This is a genomic window from Streptomyces bluensis (assembly GCF_014650715.1).
GTDB lineage: Bacteria > Actinomycetota > Actinomycetes > Streptomycetales > Streptomycetaceae > Streptomyces > Streptomyces bluensis.
The window spans coordinates 147574-169701 of the sequence record NZ_BMVM01000006.1 but is presented as its reverse complement, the minus strand read 5'-3'; the positions used below and the strand labels follow the sequence as shown (position 1 = coordinate 169701).

23 protein-coding genes are annotated in these 22128 nt (G+C 68.1%); 9 read left to right on the top strand and 14 right to left on the bottom strand.

Annotated features, from left to right (window positions below; translation table 11 throughout):
- The first annotated feature begins 2 nt into the window (after positions 1-2).
- The 3 genes from IE262_RS17660 (at position 3) to IE262_RS17650 (ending at position 1663) form a co-directional block, all read left to right on the top strand.
- Positions 3-416, top strand: coding sequence for a roadblock/LC7 domain-containing protein (locus tag IE262_RS17660; RefSeq protein ID WP_033321188.1), 414 nt, complete (start codon positions 3-5; stop codon positions 414-416).
- Between the two features lie 97 nt (positions 417-513).
- Positions 514-1101, top strand: coding sequence for a DUF742 domain-containing protein (locus IE262_RS17655; RefSeq protein ID WP_134036342.1), 588 nt, complete (start codon positions 514-516; stop codon positions 1099-1101).
- Complete coding sequence (locus IE262_RS17650) at positions 1082-1663, top strand: GTP-binding protein (RefSeq protein ID WP_009314218.1); 582 nt, start codon at positions 1082-1084, stop codon at positions 1661-1663. The genes IE262_RS17655 and IE262_RS17650 overlap by 20 nt, the downstream gene beginning before the upstream one ends.
- A gap of 197 nt (positions 1664-1860) precedes the next feature.
- Here the strand turns inward: IE262_RS17650 and IE262_RS17645 are convergent, their stop codons facing one another.
- Both IE262_RS17645 and IE262_RS17640 read right to left on the bottom strand, forming a co-directional pair.
- Positions 1861-2229: a DUF6247 family protein gene (locus tag IE262_RS17645; RefSeq protein WP_189874769.1), complete on the bottom strand. Its 369-nt coding sequence runs from the start codon at positions 2227-2229 to the stop codon at positions 1861-1863.
- Positions 2186-3637: an RNA-guided endonuclease InsQ/TnpB family protein gene (locus tag IE262_RS17640; protein ID WP_506005228.1), complete on the bottom strand. Its 1452-nt coding sequence runs from the start codon at positions 3635-3637 to the stop codon at positions 2186-2188. Before IE262_RS17640 ends, IE262_RS17645 begins: the two co-directional genes overlap by 44 nt.
- Before the next feature lie 23 nt (positions 3638-3660).
- On the opposite strand from IE262_RS17640, the gene tnpA reads away from it, so the two are divergent.
- On the top strand, positions 3661-4089 hold the full coding sequence (gene tnpA / locus IE262_RS17635) for an IS200/IS605 family transposase (RefSeq protein ID WP_189874767.1): 429 nt from the start codon (positions 3661-3663) through the stop codon (positions 4087-4089).
- A 206-nt stretch (positions 4090-4295) separates the two neighbouring features.
- On the opposite strand, the gene IE262_RS17630 is transcribed toward tnpA, so the two are convergent.
- The gene (locus tag IE262_RS17630; RefSeq protein WP_189874765.1) at positions 4296-4625 is read right to left on the bottom strand and encodes a hypothetical protein; all 330 of its coding nucleotides are present in this window, start codon (positions 4623-4625) and stop codon (positions 4296-4298) included.
- Between the two features lie 148 nt (positions 4626-4773).
- Here IE262_RS17630 and IE262_RS17625 point away from each other — a divergent pair, with 148 nt between their 5' ends.
- Positions 4774-5628, top strand: a complete 855-nt coding sequence (locus IE262_RS17625) for a helix-turn-helix domain-containing protein (protein WP_189874763.1) — start codon at positions 4774-4776, stop codon at positions 5626-5628.
- Between the two features lie 18 nt (positions 5629-5646).
- Positions 5647-5847: a DUF397 domain-containing protein gene (locus tag IE262_RS17620; protein ID WP_189874761.1), complete on the top strand. Its 201-nt coding sequence runs from the start codon at positions 5647-5649 to the stop codon at positions 5845-5847.
- 558 nt (positions 5848-6405) lie between these two features.
- Here IE262_RS17620 and IE262_RS17615 read toward each other — a convergent pair.
- From IE262_RS17615 to IE262_RS17590, 6 genes are all read right to left on the bottom strand, one after another.
- A complete protein-coding gene (locus IE262_RS17615; RefSeq protein ID WP_189874759.1) occupies positions 6406-6816 on the bottom strand; it encodes an Imm10 family immunity protein in 411 nt (136 codons plus the stop codon).
- Positions 6817-7093: 277 nt separating this feature from the next.
- On the bottom strand, positions 7094-7375 hold the full coding sequence (locus IE262_RS17610) for a hypothetical protein (RefSeq protein WP_189874757.1): 282 nt from the start codon (positions 7373-7375) through the stop codon (positions 7094-7096).
- Between the two features lie 152 nt (positions 7376-7527).
- A complete protein-coding gene (locus IE262_RS17605) occupies positions 7528-7875 on the bottom strand; it encodes a hypothetical protein (protein WP_189874755.1) in 348 nt (115 codons plus the stop codon).
- Positions 7876-8134: 259 nt separating this feature from the next.
- Positions 8135-8323, bottom strand: coding sequence for an acyl-CoA carboxylase subunit epsilon (locus IE262_RS17600; RefSeq protein WP_134036340.1), 189 nt, complete (start codon positions 8321-8323; stop codon positions 8135-8137).
- Between the two features lie 68 nt (positions 8324-8391).
- Positions 8392-9975 carry an acyl-CoA carboxylase subunit beta gene (locus IE262_RS17595; protein WP_189874753.1) on the bottom strand — a complete coding sequence of 528 codons (1584 nt, stop codon included), beginning with the start codon at positions 9973-9975 and terminating at the stop codon, positions 8392-8394.
- 154 nt (positions 9976-10129) lie between these two features.
- Complete coding sequence (locus IE262_RS17590; RefSeq protein ID WP_189874751.1) at positions 10130-12496, bottom strand: polysaccharide lyase 8 family protein; 2367 nt, start codon at positions 12494-12496, stop codon at positions 10130-10132.
- A 202-nt stretch (positions 12497-12698) separates the two neighbouring features.
- Here IE262_RS17590 and IE262_RS17585 point away from each other — a divergent pair, with 202 nt between their 5' ends.
- Positions 12699-13322, top strand: a complete 624-nt coding sequence (locus IE262_RS17585; protein ID WP_189874749.1) for a YceI family protein — start codon at positions 12699-12701, stop codon at positions 13320-13322.
- 76 nt (positions 13323-13398) lie between these two features.
- Positions 13399-14763 carry a hypothetical protein gene (locus tag IE262_RS17580; RefSeq protein ID WP_189874747.1) on the top strand — a complete coding sequence of 455 codons (1365 nt, stop codon included), beginning with the start codon at positions 13399-13401 and terminating at the stop codon, positions 14761-14763.
- A gap of 126 nt (positions 14764-14889) precedes the next feature.
- Here IE262_RS17580 and cimA read toward each other — a convergent pair whose 3' ends face one another.
- The 5 genes from cimA to IE262_RS17560 all read right to left on the bottom strand — a co-directional run bounded on the left by cimA (position 14890) and on the right by IE262_RS17560 (position 20396).
- Positions 14890-16494, bottom strand: a complete 1605-nt coding sequence (gene cimA, locus IE262_RS17575; protein ID WP_189874745.1) for a citramalate synthase — start codon at positions 16492-16494, stop codon at positions 14890-14892.
- Between the two features lie 302 nt (positions 16495-16796).
- Positions 16797-17075: a hypothetical protein gene (locus IE262_RS39485; protein WP_229877311.1), complete on the bottom strand. Its 279-nt coding sequence runs from the start codon at positions 17073-17075 to the stop codon at positions 16797-16799.
- Positions 17072-17695 (bottom strand): WD40 repeat domain-containing protein, encoded by a 624-nt coding sequence (locus tag IE262_RS17570; protein WP_229877310.1) that lies wholly within the window; start codon positions 17693-17695, stop codon positions 17072-17074. Before IE262_RS17570 ends, IE262_RS39485 begins: the two co-directional genes overlap by 4 nt.
- A 303-nt stretch (positions 17696-17998) precedes the next feature.
- Positions 17999-19087: a branched-chain amino acid aminotransferase gene (locus tag IE262_RS17565; RefSeq protein WP_134036319.1), complete on the bottom strand. Its 1089-nt coding sequence runs from the start codon at positions 19085-19087 to the stop codon at positions 17999-18001.
- A gap of 265 nt (positions 19088-19352) precedes the next feature.
- Complete coding sequence (locus tag IE262_RS17560) at positions 19353-20396, bottom strand: 3-isopropylmalate dehydrogenase (protein ID WP_189874743.1); 1044 nt, start codon at positions 20394-20396, stop codon at positions 19353-19355.
- A gap of 143 nt (positions 20397-20539) precedes the next feature.
- Between IE262_RS17560 and IE262_RS17555 the strand changes: the two genes are divergently transcribed.
- A complete protein-coding gene (locus IE262_RS17555; RefSeq protein ID WP_189874741.1) occupies positions 20540-22117 on the top strand; it encodes a purple acid phosphatase family protein in 1578 nt (525 codons plus the stop codon).
- Positions 22118-22128 lie beyond the last annotated feature (11 nt).

Sequence of the window (22128 nt, the reverse complement as noted above, 5' to 3'; positions counted from 1 at the left end):
CGATGAGCCAGGCGGCACAGAACCTGAACTGGTTGATCACCAACTTCGTGGACAACACCCCGGGGGTGTCCCACACGGTGGTGGTCTCCGCCGACGGACTCCTTCTGGCGATGTCCGAAGGTTTTCCGCGTGACCGCGCCGACCAGCTGGCGGCCGTCGCGTCCGGACTGACCTCCCTGACCGCGGGCGCCTCCCGCATCTTCGAGGGCGGCAGCGTCAACCAGACGGTTGTGGAGATGGAGCGAGGGTTCCTCTTCATCATGTCCATCTCCGACGGTTCGTCGCTCGCAGTTCTCGCACATCCCGAAGCGGACATCGGCCTCGTTGGGTACGAGATGGCGCTTCTGGTCGACCGTGCCGGTACGGTGCTGACGCCCGATCTGCGAGCGGAGCTCCAAGGGAGCCTGCTCAACTAACTGACACTCGGTGCGTTTTGGCGTCCCGGGGCCGTAAGGTTTCGGGACGCGGCTTCCACAACGTCGGGTGCCCGGCACAGTCGGAGGAGGAGAGAAAGTGGCAACACCCCCAGACGGTTCGTCCTCGGGCAACTGGTCCTACGGCTTCGGCCAGGGCTACGGCCAGGGTGAGCAGAACCGGTACAACTTCCCCTCCGCACCAAGCAGCCAGCAGCAGCGCCAGCCGTACACGCCACCCGGCCCCCAGGGCCCGGGCCCGTCGCCGTACGACCAGCCACCGGCGCCGCGCATCCAGCCCGTGCAGCCTCAACGCCGCACCCCTGAGCCGTCGCCCGCAGGGGCGTCGAATCCTCTGGTGCGCCCGTACGCCATGACGGGCGGCCGCACCAGGCCCCGCTACCAGCTCGCCATCGAGGCGCTGGTGCACACCACCGCGCAGCCGCATCAGATGCAGGGCCAACTGCCCGAGCATCAGCGAATCTGCAACCTCTGCCGAGAGATCAAGTCGGTAGCCGAAATCTCCGCGCTGCTGACCATCCCCCTCGGCGTGGCCAGGATCCTCGTCGCCGACTTGGCGGAGGCGGGCCTGGTCGCGATCCATCAGCCCGGCGGCGACGAGAACGCCGGTGGCCAGCCAGACGTGACATTGCTCGAAAGGGTGCTCAGTGGACTTCGCAAGCTCTAGCGGAGGGCCTTCCCGCTCCACCACCTCCGCGAAGATCGTGGTGGCGGGCGGCTTCGGCGTGGGCAAGACCACGTTCGTCGGCGCCGTCTCGGAGATCAACCCGCTGCGCACCGAGGCCGTCATGACGTCTGCTTCAGCAGGCATCGACGACCTCACCCACACCGGGGACAAGACGACCACGACGGTCGCCATGGACTTCGGACGCATCACCCTGGACCAGGACCTGATCCTTTACCTCTTCGGTACCCCGGGCCAGGACCGCTTCTGGTTCATGTGGGACGACCTGGTCCGCGGCGCGATCGGCGCGATCGTGCTGGTCGACACCCGCCGCCTCGCCGACTGCTTCCCCGCGGTCGACTACTTCGAGAACAGCGGCCTGCCCTTCGTCATCGCCCTGAACGGCTTCGACGGCCAGCAGCCGTACAACCCGGACGAGGTCCGGGAAGCCCTCCAGATCGGCCCGGACACCCCGATCATCACGACGGACGCCCGCCACCGCGCGGACGCGAAGAGCGCGCTGATCACGCTGGTCGAGCATGCGCTGATGGCGCGGCTGCGGTAGTCGGCTTTTCGCGGGCATCTGATGAGGGCGGCAGCCATGCAACGGCTGCCGCCCTCATCTGCGTCTTGTCTGGGTCTGCGTCTGCGTCTGCGTCACGGCAGAAGTGCCACGCCATCCCCCGCACACAATAAGGCTGGACGGCTCCCATCCTGGTACCGGAACTGGAACTCAGATCGCGACCAGATCGATCACATTGATCACCACGTGGCTCGGTCCACGTACCTGATCGTGTACGCGCTCACGCCCACCTGCCCGTATCCAGGGGGTTGTCGGCGGCATCGAAAGGGACGCCCCTCCTCGCCCCAGAAGACCAGCTCCTGGGCGTCACCCTCGGTCATGCGCTTGACGGCCTGCTCGACCTGGTCCAGGTAGCCCGGTGTCGCGCAGGCGCAGGCAAACGGCAACCACTTGTCGAGTACGCCATCCAGGGCACCCTGATCGAAGTCGGCAGCGGCGCTGAGCCAGTCCTGCTCGAACGCCTGAAGCCAGTCCGGTCGCCGCTCAAGCGCCGCGCGAATGGCATCAGGCGTTCTCTCGCATGCGTTCGGAACGACTTCGTGGGCCATGATCGGCGACCGCCGGCGAGGAGCGAGCGGGTGAGTGGCTGCCCACGTTGAAGTGCTCTCCCTCGTGAACGAGGGTGATTCCTGCCTGCCTTGCGGCGGCGGGCTTGACGCCACGGGGACGCCTGACGACTGCCCTCCCGGCAGCCGGGATGAGCGCGTGGCCCATCCGATACAGGTGCAAGACGTTCCGGGCTGCGTTCCAGTCGGCGTTGCCGGACCAGCCGCAGTCGGGGTTCTTGCACACGAACGTGGCCTGGTCCTCCCGGCTGCCCGGCGTGGTGAGACCACAGGCTGAGCAGCGCAGGGAGGTGCCGGGGGCGGGAACCTTGTGCAGGGTGCCGCCGTGGCGGGCGGTCTTGTACGTCAGCATCGTCACAGTGCGGCCCCATGCCTCCTGGCTGATGGAGCGGTTCAGGCCGGACTTCTGCGCGACGTTCTTGCCGGGTTCTTCGATGGTGCCCTTGGCGGACTTGACCATGTTCGTGGTGTTGAGCTGTTCGACCACGACAGTGCCGTACTGCCTGGCAATGCTGGTGGTGGTCTTGTGCTGCCAGTCAACGGCACGGCGCGTGGCTTTTGCGCGGAGCTGCCTGATCTGGTCGTAGGTGTGCTGCAGACGGCGGGAGGTCTTCTCCCCGCGCCCCCGGTGCTGCTTGCGCTGGGCGGCGCGTCGTTCCAGGCGCAGCAGCTTGGCCTTCTCCTGCGGGTTCAGCCATTTGTCGCGGTCGGCCGTCCCGTCGGGGAGTCGGGGTGGCCGTCCGTGGTCGTGATGGTTGCCGTCCGACAGGGCCAGGGGCAGGTTCACCCCGGCATCGATGCCGACGTCCGGGCCGGTATGCGGCTCCGGGGCGGCTTCGAGGGTCTGGACGCGGAAGGCGATGTGCCAGCCGAGCGCGTCCTTGACCAGCCGGGCCCCGGTGATGCGGTTGCCGGTGTCGGCATGCTTGCCGACCGGGAGATCCTTGGTCCAGCGGAAGCGGACGCGGCCGATCCTGGGGATGTTGACCATGCCCCAGCGTCGGTGCACGCGGGTGATATTCAGGTCCCGGCCCTGCGGGATGTCCACGGACATCACCGTGCGCAGGCGGGCCTTGAAGTTCGGGGCGTCGGCGCGGCCGTCCCAGCAGTTCTTCCACGCCTGGAAGTACGTCTTCAGTACCGCCTGGGCGGCCTGGGCGGGAAGCACGGCGAGCCAGGCGATGTCCTTGCGGGCCTGGCGGATGGCGGCGTCCGCCGCGGCCAGGGAACGCTTGTCCTTCGGGAGCATCGTCCACCAGTCGTGCAGGCAGTTCCACAGGGTGCGGGCCGCGTGCGCCTGGTCGTCCATGAGCCGGACCTGCGCAGGCGTCAGCGCCAGTCGGGCACGATGCCCGAACAGCCGCTTCCTCTGAACACGTTCCGCACTCACAACGTCACTATACGCTTTGGTTCATGTCACCACGGTGGAATCCAAACCCCGAGGTACGAAGGGGCCGTCATGTCATCTACCACCTGCACGTGCATTTGGTGTTCGTCACCAAGTACCGGCGCAAGGCGTTCACGGGCGAGATGCTGACCCGATGCGAGGAGATCATGCGAGAGGTCTGCCAGGACTTCGAGGCCGAGCTGAAGCAGTTCAACGGCGAAGAGGACCACGTCCACCTGCTGGTGCACTACCCGCCCAAGCTCCAGCTCTCCAGGCTGGTCAACTCCCTCAAGGGCGTCTCCTCCCGATACCTACGCAAGGAATACGACGCACATGTCCGCCGGCATCTGTGGGGCGGCCGCTTCTGGTCCGGCTCATACTTCGCCGGAAGCTGCGGCGGGGCACCTCTGACCGTCGTACGCCAGTACATCGAGAACCAGCAACGCCCCGTATGACCTGGCCGAGGCCAACAGTGCAGACCCAGACCCATGCCAAGTCCACGTCAGAGCAGCATTGAGATGCGCTTCACCTCCCCCGCGAACGGGGGAGCACTGCGCAAGATCAAAGGTAGAGGCGGGCGGACCGGGCCCCGCACCCCGGACGCGCGATGACCGCGTTTGAGTCGGAGTGCGAACGCCGACGGCCGCCCCTGTCCTGCGCTTCACGCAAGACGGCCGCCCGTGTCCGACTCAGCCTGCGGCCACACGAGGCTGCCCACGCTGCCGGGGCGCATGGAGATGAACTGCGCGGCCCGCTCGGGGTTACGCAGCGACATGCGGAACCCACCGTCCAAAGCGGCGACTTGGGCGCTTCCGTCGTCGTGGGCGAGGCCCCAGGCGGCAACGCGGGCGTCACGGTGCCCGTCCTCGGTGGCGTACTCCTCGACCACCGCGAAGAGGCGGGGCGCGGTGGCGTTGACCAGAGCGTGGACTTCTCGCCGGAAGTCTCCTTCCTGCTCAGGACCAGGAGGGGGCGGCGTTTCGGTTGCCATGGGAAGTCTCCAGCCGTTAGAAGGAGTTGGGTGATTCAGCGCTACGAGCGTAAGGTCAGCGTTGGAATTTAGCCCATCAACTGGTGGACTGAAGCCCATAAGCACTCATGTGGGTGACGTCTTCGCTGTTCCGTGCAAGGAGAACTGCATGACCCGCGCCAAACTCCCGCCGAGTGTCAGTCAACGGCGCTTGGGCGCTGAGCTGCGAAGGATGCGAGAACATGCCGACCTGTCGGCCACCCGAGCTGGTGAACTGTTCGGCGCTACACAGTCACGCATCAGCAACATCGAGGCTGGCGGCTACGCGGTGAGCGCGGAACGAGTCCGGGCACTGGCAAGGCTGTACGACTGCGACGATGAGAAGCTCATTGAGGCCCTGGCCGCAATGACCGGTGGGCGCACGCGCGGCTGGTGGGAGGAGTATCGGGAGATCCTCCCGTCCGACGCCTTGGACCTGGCCGAACTGGAGTATCAGGCCAGAGAGTTGCGTGTGTCGTCAACGATTCACCTTCCCGGTCTGTTGCAGACCAGGGAACACGCGCGAGCCATGATCAGTGACGCTGTTCCGCCGATGAGGCAGGACGAGGTGGAGCACCGAGTGTCACACCGACTCAAGCGTCAGTCGGTCGTGCACGGGGAGCCCCCGACGCCGCTTACCGCAATCATTCATGAAGCCGCACTGCGCGTTGGTTTCGGCGGGCAGTCCATCGCCCGAGCCCAGCTACGGCGCCTCATCGACCGTAGCGAAGAGCCCCACATCACACTGCTGGTTGTCCCGTTCAGCACCGGCACCTACCCGAGTGCCGGCCACGGCATCGTCCAGTTCTCTGGCCCGATCCCGTCCCTGGACACCATTCAGCTGGACACCGATCATGGTTCCGTCTTCATCGACGGCGAGGCCCGACTCGCCAAATACCGGAAGCTGCTTGACCGCTTGGAAGCATGCGCGCTGGAACCGTCCAAGTCACGGAACCTCATGACACGCATCCTGCGCGAGACGTAGAGCGAGCTAGGAGAGAGCATGCCCACCCTGAACTGGCAGAAGTCGTCATTCAGCGCCGAAGCGGCAAACTGCGTGAACGTCGCCGCCATGCCTGACGGCACCCTCCGCCTGCGCGAGAGTGACGAGCCTGACCGAATACTGGTCGTGAACCGAGCAGGACTCTCCACATTGCTGGCGACTGTCAAGGAGTCCCGGGCAGCAAGTCACGGGTCTTCGTGACACATATCCGGCGCGAGTCGTAGAACTGGCAAGGGCAGAGCATGCCGTCCTGGAACTGGCAGAAGTCTTCGTACAGCACCGAGGGCGCGAACTGCCTCAACACGGAAATATCTAGCGTTGCACTCCCGACGAGTGGATACCTGAACCATCCATCGTCAGACACTTCATCAAGACCGCCTTCGAATGCACTCCAATCACAGTCATCGAATCGATATTCGACAAGACTGGAGAGCGCAACCAGAAAACCTTTCAAGTTTTCACGTTTGAGCCAGTTACAGACCTGCTCCATCGCATTCACCACACCATTCCCAGTCCGGCTCGGTGTACCGGGTCCTGATGCGGTCCACGTCCGGGCAGACACGCAGCGAGTTCGGCGATGTCATTACGACGGTGGCCCTAAGCGGCCCACAACACGATGCGGGCCCGCAAGGCCACATCCTCCGTAACGTGCTTGTCCGCCACCAATGACCGCAACTCCGCGGCCCGTTCCGAATAGAGGTTCACAGGCTGCCCAACGAATCACGGAGCTTCAGGTGACACAAACCGGATCACGAGACACTAGAGATCCAAGATTCCAGGAATCTTAGCCGGTTTTCCGTAGGTCAGGACTCTACGTAGGCCGCCACGGAGGCTCTCAATATCTACCCCTGACGTAAGGCCGAGCTCGATCTCTTGCTCTGGAAGTTCAAGTTCCACGGCCGCTTCGGGGCTGAAGTGAAAGCGAACTCTGCCCGGATACAGGGAAACTTCGTTCAGGCCGCCATACTGAACACCCCCCGCATCATTCAGGATGCAGTAGCTGTCAAGCTCTAGACTTTGAGCCTGTTCGTCTAGCGTTTCCAGACCGCATTGGAAGATGAAGTACCCCCCTTCACCATGCTCATCTTCCGCGATTCCGACGACAAGGCAGGAATCGCGCACATTCTCCTGGACGGTGACGACTCTGACGAGCCAATCGAGACGACTCAAGCGCTGCTCACTTCCCTCTGGTGTCTCGTGATCCGGCTTCTGTCAGTTCGCATTGCTGTTGACGAGTTTCCTCACGCGGGTTGCAACGAGTCGGCCCGTCTTGGTATTCGTTCCCACCGTCCCCTGCTACGTCAGTTGGGACTCATCATGCGGAAGGTGATGCGCATGAAATGCGACTGTCTGTCGCCCCTTTTCCCGCCTCTCCACCAGATCCAGGCGTCGTCCGCTTTCCATTTAGTCGCGCCGCGGCTCCGTCACCCACGCGTATTCCGGTTCATCACTTGAGGATCAGCACCTCGGCCTCATCCGCCTGCGTGGCCCAAAGGACGGTCTTCCCTTCGGATTCGCCAGCCCACAAAGTGGCGGAGCAGCCGTCTTGGAAGTCGATCAGCACGGTGGTGGTATCTCCGTCTTCAATCGTAGTCCATGTGCCGCCACCTGACTTCTTCTGGATTCCGCCCGAGGAGCACTCAAAATATTCGAGCATAAGCCCGGCCGCCGAGAATGTGGCATTCTCCTTCAGTGCAAGCTCGGCTCCATCACCCGCCCACTCGCGCACCAGTGAAGCCTTCTGGACGAGTTTTCCTTCCGGGTATAGTCCGTAGTCAGTGGAGACATAGCAGCCAGACATCAAAAGGACCGCGCCGGGTAGTAGAGCCGCCCACCGCCAGTCTCTCCATCGCCGGGCACCACGACGCCTCGCAACCGGCCCTACTCGACGATCGTCCACTCGTCCACCCATTGCACCGGAACGGTGGACTGGCTGAGAGAGAAAGTGACACCGTCGGGATTCGCGTACGTCGTCGTGTATTCGGTGCGCTCCTCCTCGATCTCCACCCGCTCACCGGTCTCCGCCGCCTCATCGGAGGCTGCCGCAGCTTCGGAAACATTTTCCGCAGAAGAGCTGGATACGGGATTCGCGTGTGCTGCCGGAGTGCCTACTGAGATGCCTACAGCAGGAATTCCCGCGAGTACACCCATCGATGTCAGAAGGGTCGCCAAATCACGCAGACGTCTTCGGCGCACACCGACATGACAGGCCGTCACATTCGACAGCACAACAGCCCCCCGAGTCACACGATCTTCACACTGGTGCGCCAGTTCTACTCGCATTGACCAGACACGGTCAAGACTTTGCCAATAAGAGACCCACTTCGATTTCCAAGCGGGCTACTAAGGGGACTGGAGATGAATAAACAGGAAACAGAAACTGTATGTCGGGGTAGGTTGCGCCCCTTCGCCCAGACAAGTCTCACCCAAACGAAAAGGGGCCCCTCCGTTGGGAGGGGACCCTTTCTTACGGTTCAGCGCCGCAGGCTCAGCGCCAGCTGTGCGGCGCCCGGAAGCCCGGCTCGCGCTCCAGGCGGCGCCAGCCGGCCCTCGCACGCCCCCGGTGGACGGGCGCCGCGGGCTGGGCGGCGGCGCGGGCCAGCAGGACGGCCGTGATCGCGGCGACTTCCTCGGGCTCGGCGTGGCCCTTCTCGACGCGGATATCAGGCAGGTTCATGGGTTCAGTCTCCGTGGATGAGGTTTCCGCGGGAGTACCGCGAAGGATCCGCTGGGTTACCGGGAGGACTACTGCGGCGGGTTGCCGTGCTTGCGGGAGGGCAGGTCGGCGTGCTTGGTGTGGAGCATCGCCAGGGAGCGGATGAGGATCTCGCGGGTTTCGGCGGGGTCGATGACGTCGTCGACCAGGCCGCGTTCGGCCGCGTAGTACGGGTGCATCAGCTCGGACTTGTACTCCTTGACCATGCGTGCCCGCATCGCCTCGGGGTCCTCGGCCTCGGCGATCTGCCGGCGGAAGATGACGTTGGCGGCGCCCTCCGCGCCCATCACCGCGATCTCGTTGGTCGGCCACGCGTACGTGAGGTCCGCACCGATGGACTGGGAGTCCATGACGATGTACGCACCTCCGTAGGCCTTGCGCAGGATCAGCGAGATCCTCGGCACGGTCGCGTTGCAGTAGGCGTAGAGGAGCTTCGCGCCGTGCCGGATGATTCCGCCGTGCTCCTGGTCGACGCCCGGGAGGAACCCGGGCACGTCCAGGAACGTGATGATCGGGATATTGAAAGCGTCGCACATCTGGACAAAGCGCGCAGCTTTCTCCGATGCCTCGATGTCCAGGACCCCGGCCAGGGACTGGGGCTGGTTGGCGACGATGCCCACCACCTGGCCGTCCAGGCGGGCCAGGGCGCAGATGATGTTGCGGGCCCAGCGCTCGTGGACCTCCAGGTAGTCCCCGTCGTCGACGAGTTCCTCGATGACCTTGGCCATGTCGTACGGGCGGTTGCCGTCCGCCGGGACCAGGTCGAGGAGGATGTCGGAGCGCCGCTCGGCGGGGTCCGTGCACTCCACGCGCGGCGGGTTCTCCCGGTTGTTCTGCGGGAGCAGCGACAGCAGGTAGCGCACCTCGTGGATGCACGTCTCCTCGTCGTCGTACGCGAAGTGGCAGACGCCGGAGGTCTCGGCGTGGACGTCCGCGCCGCCGAGGCCGTTCTGGGTGATCTCCTCGCCCGTGACCGCCTTGACCACGTCCGGGCCGGTGATGAACATCTGCGAGGTGTCGCGGACCATGAACACGAAGTCCGTCAGGGCAGGCGAGTACGCGGCACCGCCCGCGCACGGGCCCAGCATCACGGAGATCTGCGGGATGACACCGCTCGCCTTGGTGTTGCGCTGGAAGATGCCGCCGTAGCCGGCGAGGGCGCTGACGCCCTCCTGGATCCGGGCGCCCGCGCCGTCGTTGAGGGAGACCAGCGGCGCCCCGGCCGCGATGGCCATGTCCATGATCTTGTGGATCTTCGTGGCGTGGGCCTCGCCCAGCGCACCGCCGAAGATACGGAAGTCGTGCGCGTACACGAAGACCGTCCGGCCCTCCACCGTGCCCCACCCGGTGATGACACCGTCCGTGTAGGGCTTCTTGGCCTCCAGGCCGAACCCGGTCGCCCGGTGCCGGCGCAACTGCTCGACCTCGTTGAACGAACCCGGGTCGAGCAGGAGCTCGATCCGCTCCCGCGCGGTCAGTTTCCCCTTGGCGTGCTGCGCCGCGGTCGCCTTCTCGCTGGGCCCGGCCAGCGCCTGCGCCCGGATCTCGTGCAGTTCGGCCACACGCCCGCGCGCGTCGGTCGGCTCACTCGGCGCATCATCCAAAACGGTCATGTAGTGACCTTACGAAGTCCGGCAAGAAAAGCGGGCCGTCGACTCCGTACAGTCTCCGGCCCGTTTTCCTGGTGCCCCTGAACAGAACCAACGCCTTGCACAGCCAATCCGACTGCTCAGAGCGCCTCCGCGTTGTGGGGGTCACACAAAGCGGTCAGCCGAGAACCACCTCACAACGATGGGTCGCACATACCGCCCCCGGGGTGACACGGAGACGCAGACGGCGGCCACCCGCCTCCAGCGTCTCGACCGACGGGTCCGCGCGGACGACATGTCGTACGGGCCGGTCCCAGGTGATCTCCAGGGTCTCGCCGGTCCGCGGCGGTTCGCTCACGCAGAGGGTAGCGGTACGGCCCCGGCCGCGGACCAGCACACTCGCGGGGGCGGTGGCCGCGAGGGAGCCCGCGGTGCCCGGAGCCCAGAAGTTCGCGGCCGTCAGGCCCAGGGAGCCGATGTGGACCGCCTGGCGGCGTGCGTCGTTGGCGAGGACGGACAGCCAGTGGCGGTCGGCGGCGCGGGCGGCGACCTGGTGGCGGGAGGCTCCCGGCATGAGGACGTACAGATAGCTCGCGTCCGCCGGGTCCGTGCCGTGGTCCAGCCAGAGGGTCTGCCAGCGCCGGGTACGCCGCTCACTCGTACTCGTGGTGTTGATGTCGGACCAGGCACCCGTGCGCTCCTCGCGGAGGGTCCGCGGCGCGCCCCCGTCCGGGAACACCCATCCGCCGTGGCCTTCGAGGTGGGCCCAGCCCCGCCGTACGACGAACTCCTGCTCGCCGTCCTCCTCCAGGTTCCGGTTGTCGACCACGGTCTCGACGGGCACCCCGTCGGTGCAGGTGATGCCGGCGCCGAGGCAGATGACGGCGTCCGCGACGCAGAACCACGACTTGCGGGCCTGGAGCGTGGAGCCCAGACCCTTGAGGTGCTGGCCGATCGCCGCGTAGGTGCCGTCCGTGGTCCCGCCGACCCATCGTGCCGCGGGCCTTGGCTCGCCCCACTCTCCCCCCTCCTTGTCGGCCAGGCGCTTGGTGGAGACCGTGATGCCGGGCAGGCGGTACCAGTCGACGGTGGGCCAGAACCAGTCTGTGTACTGATCGGACCGGTCGGACCGGTCGGACCGGTCGGACCGGTCGAGTCCCTCAGGCCACCAGAGCGTCATCCCGGCGCCCGTGTGCCAGCCGCGCGGGTTTTCGCCGTTGCCGCACTCGTAGTGCGCGATCCGTTCGGAGGCCATGGCGATGTTCGCGACGAAGCCGGGGCGGCGGTGGACGGCGCGGTCCATGGCGGCGAAGAGGTGGTGGCCGACGGGGTCGGTCGCGGGCGGCACGGCGGATCGCGCGACCGCGTGCAGGCGGGCCAGGTCGGCGACCTCGAACTGGGGGGCCGTGAGGATCGGCGTCACCGTGTCCCGTTCGATCCAGCCCTTGATGCGCCCGTACCAGCGGTCGCGCTCGGGGGCACTGGCGCCCTCCGCCAGCAGGGCCATCGCGGCGATGAGCGCCTGCCCGTGGAAGTGGTCGCCGCGCATCACGTGCCGGTCGTCGCCCTTGAGGTACCCGCGGCTGATGGCACGGCCGTTGACGCTGTCCATGACCAGACCGTCATGGACGAGGGGCGCGTAGGCGCGTTCGACGCTGTCCAGGACGATCTGTCTGTTCGGGTCGGTCACCTCCCAGCTCGACCCGGCGAGCAGCGTGAAGAGCCGCCCGAGGCCGTCGAGCAGTACCTGCCCGTACGTTCCCGAGTACGCCACCCAGGTGTGCTGGACGAACGAGCCGTCCGCGTACAGGCCGTCCCCTTGCGTGACGTACGGGAAGACCGGGGAGAGGGCGTCCCGCGCCAGCGCGATCTTCTCGGGGGCGCGGCCGAGGACACCCCGGAGGGCGACGGAGCGGCAGAGGTCGACGCGGTTGGCTCCGGTGGAGGTGCCTGAGTAGTCGCGGAGCAGGGAGTCGGGGATGAAGTGGTCGACGGCCGCGCACGCGGCGGCTCGCCGGTCGTCGGTCAGGTGGTCGTGGAGGGCGGCCACGATGTCCGTCAGGAGGCGGGGGCTGCCGATCTGCCACTCCCACCAGTTGCCGTACGGCGTGGTGGACGGGTGGTAGACCGTCGCGGAGAGGTGGTCGACACCGCGCCGGATGTCCGCGAGCAGCCCCTCGTCGCCGGTGAGGCCGCTGCCCTGCTGCACGTACGCCTGCGTCATCGTCCACAGGCGGCTGTAGCTCCGGGTGATGCCGGAGGGCGGGTCGAAGGGATGGCCGGGCCAGAGGGAGGTGGCCGTGGGTGCCATCGCGGCCCGGAAGGCGCGGGCGCGGTCGCCGGTCTCTCTCAGCCGGGTCGCGTAGGGCTCGGCGGCCGGGTCGTAGCCGGTGCCCAGGGCGATGTCGAGCCAGCGGCGCCGGAGGGTGTCGTACTCGTCGTCGGCGGCGACGTTGCGGGCGGGGGCAGCGTGCCCGGAGGACGCGGCGGTGGCGGTGGCCGTCAGAGCGGCCGTGAGCAGGAGGGTGCGGCGCTTGAGGGTCATGTTCTGCCCGTACCACCTCTTCCGTCACCTTGGAACCGTTGCCGTCACTCCCGACACATAGGCCCCAGACACATACGCCCCCAAGAAGTTGAAAGCCGAACGGAATAGGTCTACCGTGGGCCCTGTTGAGGTCGTCAAACGTTCAACCACCTTGACCGCGGCTTCCCGGCGAAACCGCGACCCGCCTCCCAAGGAGCACCTCATGGGCATCTTCGGCCGCAAGAGCGACACCACCGAGACCACCACCACCGCCACCGCGCCCGGCACGGCCGTGAATCCCGACCTCGCGGCGCTGACCGGCGAGTACACGATCGACCCGGCCCACTCGACCATCGGCTTCGTGGCCCGCCACGCCATGGTCACCAACGTCAAGGGCGGCTTCCTGGACTTCTCGGGGTCGCTGCACCTGGACGGCGCGGACCCGGCGCGGTCCACCGCCTCGATCGACGTCAAGATGGACAGCATCGACACGGGCTCGGCCGACCGCGACGGTCACCTCAAGAGCGCGGACTTCTTCAAGACCGAGGAGTTCCCGACGATGGCGTTCCGCTCCACCAAGGCGGAGGCCCTCGGCGGCGACGACTACCGCATCACCGGTGACCTCACCATCCTCGGCACGACCAAGCCCCTCACCATCGACCTGGAGTTCAACGGCTCCGCCAAGGACCCGTTCGGCAACGAGCGCGTCGGCTTCGAGGGCAGGGCCGAGATCCTCCGCTCCGAGTGGGGCCTCACCTGGAACGCGGCCCTGGAGACCGGCGGCGTCCTCGTCTCCGACAAGATCAAGCTGGTCTTCGACATCTCCGCGATCAGGAACGCGGGCTGAACCATGCTGGCTGGCTGGCTACGCGGGGGCGTGCGCCGGGGCGCGGCTCAACCGGGTGCGCGGTAGCTTCGACACTATGAACGCTGCCGTCGCCCGCGGTCTTCTGCGCCTGCTGATGGCGCCGCTCGTCGCGGCGCTGGCAGTGCTCGCGGTCGGTGTGCCCCACGCGCACGCGGCCACCGGCGTGTCCGACATCGCCAGGGCCCTGCGCAAAGGTCCCGTCTACGTCGATCCGGCGGCCACCGGGCAACTGTCCGGGTCGGACGCCGAAGCGCTCGCCAAGAAGATCAGGGACGCGGACAAGCCGATCTTCGTGGCGGTCCTGCCGAAGGGCTACCCGACCCGGAACCTCTTCGCGGACCTCCGCACGGAGACGGGCATCACCGGTCTGTACGGCATCCGCCTCGGTGACCGCTTCGACGCGCGGGCCGACAGCAGCGTGCTGAGCCGGCAGGCGGTGGGCAACCTCGCCACCGCGGTCCGCGGCGCGGGTGACGCCAAGGCCCAGCTCAACGACTTCGTCGACGACGCGTTGCGCAGCAACGTCGGCGGTTCGGCGCCCTCCTCCTGGAGCGGGAGCGGCGGCGGCCCGGCCATGGGCACGGGGTCCCTGGCCACGATCGGCGCGGTCCTCGCGGCGGGCGGCGTGGGCGCGTACGCACTGGTCCGCCTGGGCCGCCGCAGGCAGGAGGAGGAGCGGCGTGCGGCGCTGGAGAAGCTGCGGGTCGTGGTCGACGAGGACATCACCGCCTTCGGTGAGGAACTCGACCGCCTCGACTTCCACCCGGCGGAGGCGGGCGCGGACGACGCCATGCGCGCGGACTACGAGCGGGGGCTGGACGCCTACGAGGAGGCGAAGTCGCTGATGGCCGCGGCCCAGCGCCCCGAGGAGGTGCGCGGGGTCACCCGGACCCTGGAGGACGGCCGGTTCTCGCTCGCCCTGCTGGCCGCGCGCCGTGAGGGGCGCCCGCTGCCCGAACGCCGCGCGCCCTGCTTCTTCGACCCGCGGCACGGCCCGTCGGTGGCCGACGCGACCTGGACCCCCGACGGCGGCGCCCCCCGTGAGGTCCCGGTCTGCGCGGCCGACCAGGCACGGCTGGCCGACGGCCGGGCCCCGATGGTCCGCGAGGTGGACACGGCGTCGGGCCGCCGCCCCTACTGGGACGCGGGCCCGGCCTACGGTCCCTGGGCGGGCGGCTACTTCGGCGGCGGCATCCTGCCGGGCCTGCTCATCGGCACCGTGCTGGGCAACCTGATGGCCGGCCCGTCGTACGCCGCCATGTACGGCGCCGGCTACGGCGACTTCGGCACCGGCGGCTACGAGGGCGGAGACGTCTCGGGCGCGGACTTCAACAGCGACGACTTCTCCGGCGGCTTCGGCGGCGGGGACTTCTCGGGGGGCGACTTCGGGGGCGGCGGGGACTTCGGCGGAGGGTTCTAGGGCGTACTGCCCTGTCGTCGAACAGGTGTATCCCCCTGTCGTCGAACTCCCGTCGCCTCGGACCGACCGGGCTCCCCGGGACTGGGCGCTCAGCCCGGGGAGCCCGGCTCATGAGGTCGGTGGGGGTTACTCCGCCGGCTCCACCCCGGCCCGCAGCAGGCCGTAGGTGTACGCGTCCTCCAGGGCCTGCCAGGACGCGGCGATCACGTTGTCGGCGACGCCCACGGTGGACCACTCGCCCGTGCCGTCGGACGTGGAGATGAGCACCCGGGTCGTGGAGTTCGTGCCGTGCTTGCCTTCGAGGATGCGGACCTTGTAGTCGACGAGATCGAGCTTGGCGAGCTGCGGGTAGATCTTCTCCAGGGCGACCCGGAGGGCACGGTCGAGGGCGTTCACCGGGCCGTTGCCCTCGGCGGTGGCGACGATGCGCTCGCTCTTGGCCCACAGCTTGACCGTGGCCTCGTTGGCGTGACTGCCGTCGGGGCGGTCCTCGACGATGGCGCGCCAGGACTCGGTGCGGAAGTAGCGCAGAGGATGGCCCGCCACCTCCTCGCGGAGCAGGAGTTCGAACGAGGCGTCCGCGGCCTCGTACGAGTAGCCGGCCAGCTCGCGCTCCTTGATCCGCCCCACGACCCGGCCGACCAGCTCGCGGTCGCCGCCCAGGTCGATGCCGAGTTCCTTGCCCTTGAGCTCGACGGAGGCGCGTCCGGCCATGTCGGAGACCAGCATGCGCATGGTGTTGCCGACCAGTTCGGGGGCGATGTGCTGGTACAGGTCCGGGTCGACCTTGATGGCGGACGCGTGCAGTCCGGCCTTGTGCGCGAAGGCCGAGACGCCCACGTACGGCTGGTGCGTGGAGGGCGTGAGGTTCACGACCTCGGCGATCGCGTGCGAGATCCGCGTCATCTCGCGCAGCCGGCCCTCGGGGAGGACCTTCTTGCCGTACTTCAGCTCCAGCGCCGCGACGACCGGGAAGAGGTTGGAGTTGCCGACGCGCTCGCCGTAGCCGTTGGCCGTGCACTGTACGTGGGTCGCGCCCGCGTCCACCGCGGCCAGCGTGTTCGCCACGGCGCAGCCCGTGTCGTCCTGGGCGTGGATGCCGAGGCGGGCACCGGTGTCGGCGAGGACGGTGGCGACGACGGCCTGGACCTGGGCGGGGAGCATGCCGCCGTTGGTGTCGCACAGGACGACCACGTCGGCGCCGGCCTGCGAGGCCGTACGGACGACCTCCTTCGCGTACTCGGGGTTCGCGCGGTAGCCGTCGAAGAAGTGCTCGCAGTCGACGAAGACCCGGCGGCCCTGGGAGCGGAGGTGGGAGACGGTGTCCCGCACCATCTCCAGGTTCTCCTCCAGCGTGGTGCGCAGGGCCAGTTCCACATGCCGGTCGTGGGCCTTGGCGACCAGGGTGATGACGGGAGCGCCGGAGTCGAGCAGCGCCTTGACCTGCGGGTCCTCGCTCGCCTTGCCGCCCGCGCGGCGGGTCGCGCCGAAGGCGACGAGCTGCGCGTGACGGAAGTCGATCTCCTGCTGGGCGCGGGCGAAGAACTCGGTGTCGCGCGGGTTGGCGCCGGGCCAGCCGCCCTCGATGAAGCCCACGCCGAAGTCGTCCAGGTGCCGTGCGATGGCCAGCTTGTCCGCGACGGTGAGGTTGATGCCCTCACGCTGCGCGCCGTCGCGCAGGGTGGTGTCGAAGACGTGGAAGGAATCGTCGAGCTCACTGGTTTCGGTCATGGTTCGGCTCCTGTACTGGATCTCGGTCTACCGGAATGACCGGTTCCGCCATCCCCCGAGGATCCCTCGCGCTCTCCTCCCGGCTGGTGGTGGGCCAGGAAAACGAAAAACCTCTCGCGGGTGCGAGAGGTCTGCGCGCGGGTCGAGGACGACGGTGTCCGCCCGTACGTGGTCGTACGTGGCGGTCACTGCGGACCGGCGCGCCTGCTGCCAATAATCATGGCGAACGAGAGCACGGGGGCATTCTGGCACAACCCACCCCCGCGCTCACCGTCCGTCTCAGGATGCGAGCACTGCGCTGATCAGCGCAGGTGGCGTACGAACACGTCGGCGCCGTCGTTGGTGTCGCCGGCCGGGATCAGCTCCGGATCGCTGGACCGGAACACGATGCGGCGGGCGCCGTCGGCGATCCGGCCCGGGAGGACCTCGGCCGTGGCGGTGCCGCCGGTGGTGTCGGGGGTGACCAGGGTGGTGGTGCCCTTCTTCATGTCCCGCACGTAGACGGGCCACTCCGAGCCGTAGCGGCTGCCGGGCCCCTGGACCTCCGACCTGAACGTGACGTACCGGCCGTCGGCGCTCACCGCGGCGTTGCGGGTGAGTGCGGCCCGGGGTCCGCTGTGGGCGGCGTGGAGGCGCTGGTTGACGCCCGTGGCGACGTCGTGCACGAACACGTTCCAGCTGCCGTCACGTTGCCCTCGTCGATCTCCTGGAGCGTGAAGACCGCGTAGCGGCCGTTCGGGCTCACCGAGACCGCACGGGGCTCCCCGGTGAATCCCTCTGGGGTCTGGATGCCGAACGCCGTGTTCCGGCCCGTGCGCAGGTCGCGCAGCCACACGTCGCCGGCCGAGACGAAGACGAGGCGGCGCCCGTTGTCGCTGATCGACACCACGTCCCCGCTGATCGACACCCCTTCCCCGTATCCGGCCCAGCGGAGCTTTCCGGTGCGCAGGTCGCGTACGAACATGCCGCCGTTCGGGGCGCCGGGCAGCAGGTCGTGGGCCTCCGAGGTGAAGGCCGTATAGCGGCCGTTGCGGCTGATCACGGCCGGGCCGGACGGACCGTCGCCCGCCTTCCCTTCCGGTGTGACGCTGACGGCTTCGGTGTGTGGGGCCCCGGGTGCGGCGTTCGCCGCGGGTCCGGTGAGTGCTGCGGCGGCGGTGACAGTTACGACGGCGGCCGTCAGGTGCTTGGTCCAGTGCATGGTGGTTCCCCCGTGGTTTCTCATCACCTCGGCGGTCCGGCCCTTGCGGTCCCGGTCGTTGCGGTCCGGATCGCCAAGGTGTCTTCTCCCCCGGCCCTGCGCGCCGAGGGCTCACCGGGATCCAAGGGCACCGCTCAGCCCCGGGTCAATGCGCTCGTTTACGTACAACTCGGACGGCTGATCAGGTGTCCGCGAGCCACGGCGGCCGTACGACGACACCCGAGTACGCGTCAGAGCCGCCGCGGACCTGGAGTCCGGGGCGGCCCTGACGGCCACCGGTGGGGGTCAGCGGCCAGGCCGGGATCAGCCGAGCCCGTGCATCCAGCCGTGGGCGTCCTCGACCCTGCCGCGCTGGATGTCGAGCAGCGCCTCGCGGAGCCTGAGGGTGACCTCGCCGGGTTCCCCGCCCGCCTGCTGCCACTCGGCGGCCGTGCGCTTGACCGTGCCGACGGGGGTGATGACCGCGGCGGTGCCGCAGGCGAAGACCTCCGTCAGCGTGCCGTTCTCGGCGTCGCGCTGCCACTGGTCGATGGAGACGCGGCCCTCCTCGGCGGTGTAGCCGAGGTCGCGGGCGACGGTGAGGAGCGAGTCGCGGGTGACGCCCTCCAGGATCGAGCCGGTCAGCGAGGGCGTGACGATCCGGTCCCCGTACACGAAGTACAGGTTCATGCCGCCGAGTTCCTCGATCCACTTGTGCTCGACCGCGTCGAGGTAGCAGACCTGGTCGCAGCCCTTCTCGGCGGCCTCGGCCTGGGCGAGCAGGGAGGCCGCGTAGTTGCCGCCCGTCTTGGCGTCGCCCATGCCGCCGGGGACGGCGCGGACGTGGTCCTCGGAGAGCCAGATGGAGACCGGCTTGACGCCGCCCGGGAAGTACGCGCCCGCCGGGGAGGCGATCACGAGGAACAGGTACTCGCCCGCGGGCCGCACGCCCAGTCCGACCTCGGTGGCGATCATGAACGGGCGCAGGTACAGGGACTCCTCGCCGCCGTGCGCGGGCACCCACGCCTTGTCCTGCCGGACCAGGGCGTCGCAGGCCTCGATGAACGTCTCGACCGGCAGCTCGGGCATGCCGATGCGGTGGGCGGAGCGCTGGAAGCGCCGGGCGTTCATCTCGGGACGGAAGGTGGCGACGGAGCCGTCGGGCTGGCGGTAGGCCTTGAGTCCCTCGAAGATCTCCTGGGCGTAGTGCAGGACCATCGTGGCCGGGTCGAGGGAGATCGGGGCGTACGGGACGAGCTGGCCGTCGTGCCAGCCGCGGCCCTCGGTCCACTTGATCGTCACCATGTGGTCGGTGAAGTGGCGGCCGAACCCGGGGTTGGCCAGAATCGCCTCGCGCTCGGTGTCGGAGAGCGGGTTGGCCGAGGGCTTGAGTTCGATCGTGGGCGTCGTCATGTGTCGTTGTCCTTCACCGGTTGTGTGTGACGGGCGCGCATCGGTACGGCTCTGGAGGACCAGTGCTAGGACGTCCGAGCATTCCCCCGCTGGGCGGCTCCGCGTTCGATTATCGCAAGCGGGCGACCAGGGAAGGAACGGAGTGAATGCGGCCCTTGGGATGGCCCAGGGAATTGATGGTGGCACCCGGCGAGGGCACAGGAAAGCCGCCGGGCGCTAGGGGTGCGACCCGGCGGCTTGCTCCAGAAGTGTGAGCGGCGGCGGGTCAGCCGGCTACTCGTACGGCGAGCGCGTCGCCGATCTCGTCGGTGGAGCGGGCGGGCTTGCCCACGCGCTCGGCGAGGTCGGCGGCGACGGCGTCCTCGATGCGGGCGGCCTCGGCCTCGTAGCCGAGGTGACGCAGCAGGAGCGCGACGGACAGGACGGTGGCCGACGGGTCGGCCTTGCCCTGGCCCGCGATGTCCGGCGCCGAGCCGTGGACGGGCTCGAACATGGACGGGAACGCGCCGCTCGGGTTGATGTTGCCGGAGGCGGCCACGCCGATGCCGCCGGAGACGGCCGCGGCGAGGTCCGTGATGATGTCACCGAAGAGGTTGTCGGTGACGATCACGTCGAAGCGCTCGGGCTGGGTGACGAGGTAGATCGTCGCCGCGTCGACGTGCATGTACTCGGTGGTGACCTCGGGGTACTCCTCGGCCACCCGGTTGAAGACGTCGGTCCACAGGTGGCCGGCGAACGTCAGCACGTTGTTCTTGTGGATCAGCGCCAGCTTCTTGCGCGGGCGGGCCTGCGCGCGGGCGAAGGCGTCCCGGACCACGCGCTCGACTCCGAAGGCCGTGTTGACGGAGACCTCGGTGGCGACCTCGTGGGGGGTGCCCTTGCGGATGGTGCCGCCGTTGCCGGTGTACGGGCCCTCGGTGCCCTCGCGGACCACGATGAAGTCGATCTCGGGCTGGCCGGCGAGCGGGGTGGCGACGCCGGGGAGCAGCTTGCTCGGCCGCAGGTTGACGTGGTGGTCGAAGGCGAAGCGGAGCTTGAGCAGGAAGCCGCGCTCCAGGACGCCGGACGGCACCGACGGGTCGCCGATCGCGCCGAGCAGGATGGCGTCGTGCTGCTTGAGTGCGTCGAGGTCGGCGTCGGTGAGGGTCTCACCGGTGGCGTGGTAGCGCCTGGCGCCGAAGTCGTACTCCTTGGTCTCCAGCTTCACATCCTGCGGGAGGACGGCGGAGAGGACCTTGAGCCCCTGGGCCACGACTTCCTGGCCGATGCCGTCACCGGGGATCACTGCGAGATGGATGCTGCGAGACATGACGGCACCGTACTCCTTGTCCCATGGAATGACACGGGGTGTCCGCGATATGGACCTCATCGTGTCACCGTTAGGCCATTCCGTTGACTGCCGTTCACCTCGGTGTTTGCCCTGAGTTGGGTGTTGCTGGGAAGTTCTCGACCATGCAGACACCGGACTTCGGCATTCCAGAGCGGCTCGCGAGCCGTATGAGCATGGCGGAACAGCACGAGTACCTGCGCAAGAGACTGTCCCGGCGGAGCACGCTGGTGACCGCGGGCGTGGTGGCCGGCGGGCTGCTGACCGGCTGTTCGGGGTCGCGGACGCCGATGGCGGAGCGGTCGTCCGCGTCCGCCGCGGACCGGGTGCACGGTTCCGCCGTCGCCCCCTTCGGGCGCCATCTCTCCTTCGGCGCCGACCCGAAGACGCAGATGCGGATCTCCTGGCAGGTGCCGTTCGCGGTCAGGAAGCCGTTCGTCCGTGTGGGCTCCCGGCCGGACGACCTGAGCCGGAAGATCGAGGCCGAGGTCCGCGATCTGGTCACGCCGGAGTTCGGGGGACGCCCGGGGTACGAGCAGTACTACGTGCACGCGGCCCTGGACGGCCTGCTGCCCGGCACGACGTACTACTACGGCGTCGGCCACGACGGCTTCGACCCGGCCTCGCCGCGCCACAGGTCGACCATCGCCTCGTTCCGTACGGCGCCCGCGAGCCCGGAGAGGTTTGTCTTCACCGCCTTCGGTGACCAGGGCGTCAGTCAGGAGGCGATCGCCAACGACAAGGTGCTGCTGCGTCAGGGCCCGGCCTTCCATCTGCACGCGGGCGACATCTGCTACGCGGACACCAGCGGTCATGGCGAGAAGTCGGACCTGTTCGACCCGTCGACGTGGGACGCGTTCCTCAAGCAGACCGAGCCGGTGGCGAAGTCGGTGCCGTGGATGGTGACGACGGGCAACCACGACATGGAGGCCTGGTACTCGCCGGACGGGTACGGCGGGCAACTGGCCCGCTTCTCACTCCCCGAGAGCGGCTTCGATCCGCGGAAGGCGCCGGGCGTGTACGCGTTCACGTACGGCAATGTCGGCGTGGTGGCCCTGGACGCGAACGACGTCTCGTACGAGATTCCCGCCAACTTCGGCTACACGGACGGCAAGCAGACGGCGTGGCTGAACCGGACGCTGAAGGAGTTGCGGGCGGAGGACTCGGTCGATTTCATCGTCGTCTTCTTCCACCACTGCGTGTACTCGACGTCGAAGCACGCGTCCGACGGCGGTCTGCGCGCCGAGTGGCTGCCGCTGTTCGTCGAGCACCAGGTGGACCTGGTGATCAACGGGCACAACCACGCGTACGAGCGGACCGACGCCATCAAGAACGGCGAGGTCGGCAAGCCGGTACCGATCGGCGCGTCGGCGGATCCGGCGCGGGACGGAATCGTCTACGTCACCGCGGGCGGCGGCGGCAAGACCCTCTACGGCTTCGACCCGGACATCAAGGACAGCTACGAGGGGCACGTCAGGGAACGCGAGTCCATCGACTCCTACCTCTGGACCAGGTCGCGGAAGCGGAAGGACGAGACGGTGGAGTGGTCGCGTGTGCGCTACACCGGGTACTCCTTCCTCTCGGTGGAAGTGGAGACCGGTACGGGCACCACGCCCGCCCGGCTCAAGGTGTCGGCGCTCACCCACAAGGGCGAGCGCATCGACCACTTCGAGGTGCGGCGCGGCTCCCGGTCGGCGGGGTGATCCCGCTCGGT

Excerpts from the sequence above, each read along its gene's own strand:
- cimA (WP_189874745.1), bottom strand. The coding sequence starts at position 16,494 with ATGACCGAAACCAGTGAGCTCGACGATTCCTTCCACGTCTTCGACACC.
- IE262_RS17645 (WP_189874769.1), bottom strand. The coding sequence starts at position 2,229 with ATGGCCCACGAAGTCGTTCCGAACGCATGCGAGAGAACGCCTGATGCC.
- IE262_RS17565 (WP_134036319.1), bottom strand. The coding sequence starts at position 19,087 with ATGACGACGCCCACGATCGAACTCAAGCCCTCGGCCAACCCGCTCTCC.
- IE262_RS17580 (WP_189874747.1), top strand. The coding sequence starts at position 13,399 with ATGAACGCTGCCGTCGCCCGCGGTCTTCTGCGCCTGCTGATGGCGCCG.
- IE262_RS17660 (WP_033321188.1), top strand. The coding sequence starts at position 3 with ATGAGCCAGGCGGCACAGAACCTGAACTGGTTGATCACCAACTTCGTG.
- IE262_RS17600 (WP_134036340.1), bottom strand. The coding sequence starts at position 8,323 with ATGAACCTGCCTGATATCCGCGTCGAGAAGGGCCACGCCGAGCCCGAG.
- IE262_RS17570 (WP_229877310.1), bottom strand. The coding sequence starts at position 17,695 with ATGCACTGGACCAAGCACCTGACGGCCGCCGTCGTAACTGTCACCGCC.
- IE262_RS17585 (WP_189874749.1), top strand. The coding sequence starts at position 12,699 with ATGGGCATCTTCGGCCGCAAGAGCGACACCACCGAGACCACCACCACC.
- IE262_RS17630 (WP_189874765.1), bottom strand. The coding sequence starts at position 4,625 with ATGGCAACCGAAACGCCGCCCCCTCCTGGTCCTGAGCAGGAAGGAGAC.
- IE262_RS17590 (WP_189874751.1), bottom strand. The coding sequence starts at position 12,496 with ATGACCCTCAAGCGCCGCACCCTCCTGCTCACGGCCGCTCTGACGGCC.
- IE262_RS17555 (WP_189874741.1), top strand. The coding sequence starts at position 20,540 with ATGCAGACACCGGACTTCGGCATTCCAGAGCGGCTCGCGAGCCGTATG.
- IE262_RS17595 (WP_189874753.1), bottom strand. The coding sequence starts at position 9,975 with ATGACCGTTTTGGATGATGCGCCGAGTGAGCCGACCGACGCGCGCGGG.
- tnpA (WP_189874767.1), top strand. The coding sequence starts at position 3,661 with ATGTCACCACGGTGGAATCCAAACCCCGAGGTACGAAGGGGCCGTCAT.
- IE262_RS17560 (WP_189874743.1), bottom strand. The coding sequence starts at position 20,396 with ATGTCTCGCAGCATCCATCTCGCAGTGATCCCCGGTGACGGCATCGGC.
- IE262_RS17620 (WP_189874761.1), top strand. The coding sequence starts at position 5,647 with ATGCCCACCCTGAACTGGCAGAAGTCGTCATTCAGCGCCGAAGCGGCA.
- IE262_RS17625 (WP_189874763.1), top strand. The coding sequence starts at position 4,774 with ATGACCCGCGCCAAACTCCCGCCGAGTGTCAGTCAACGGCGCTTGGGC.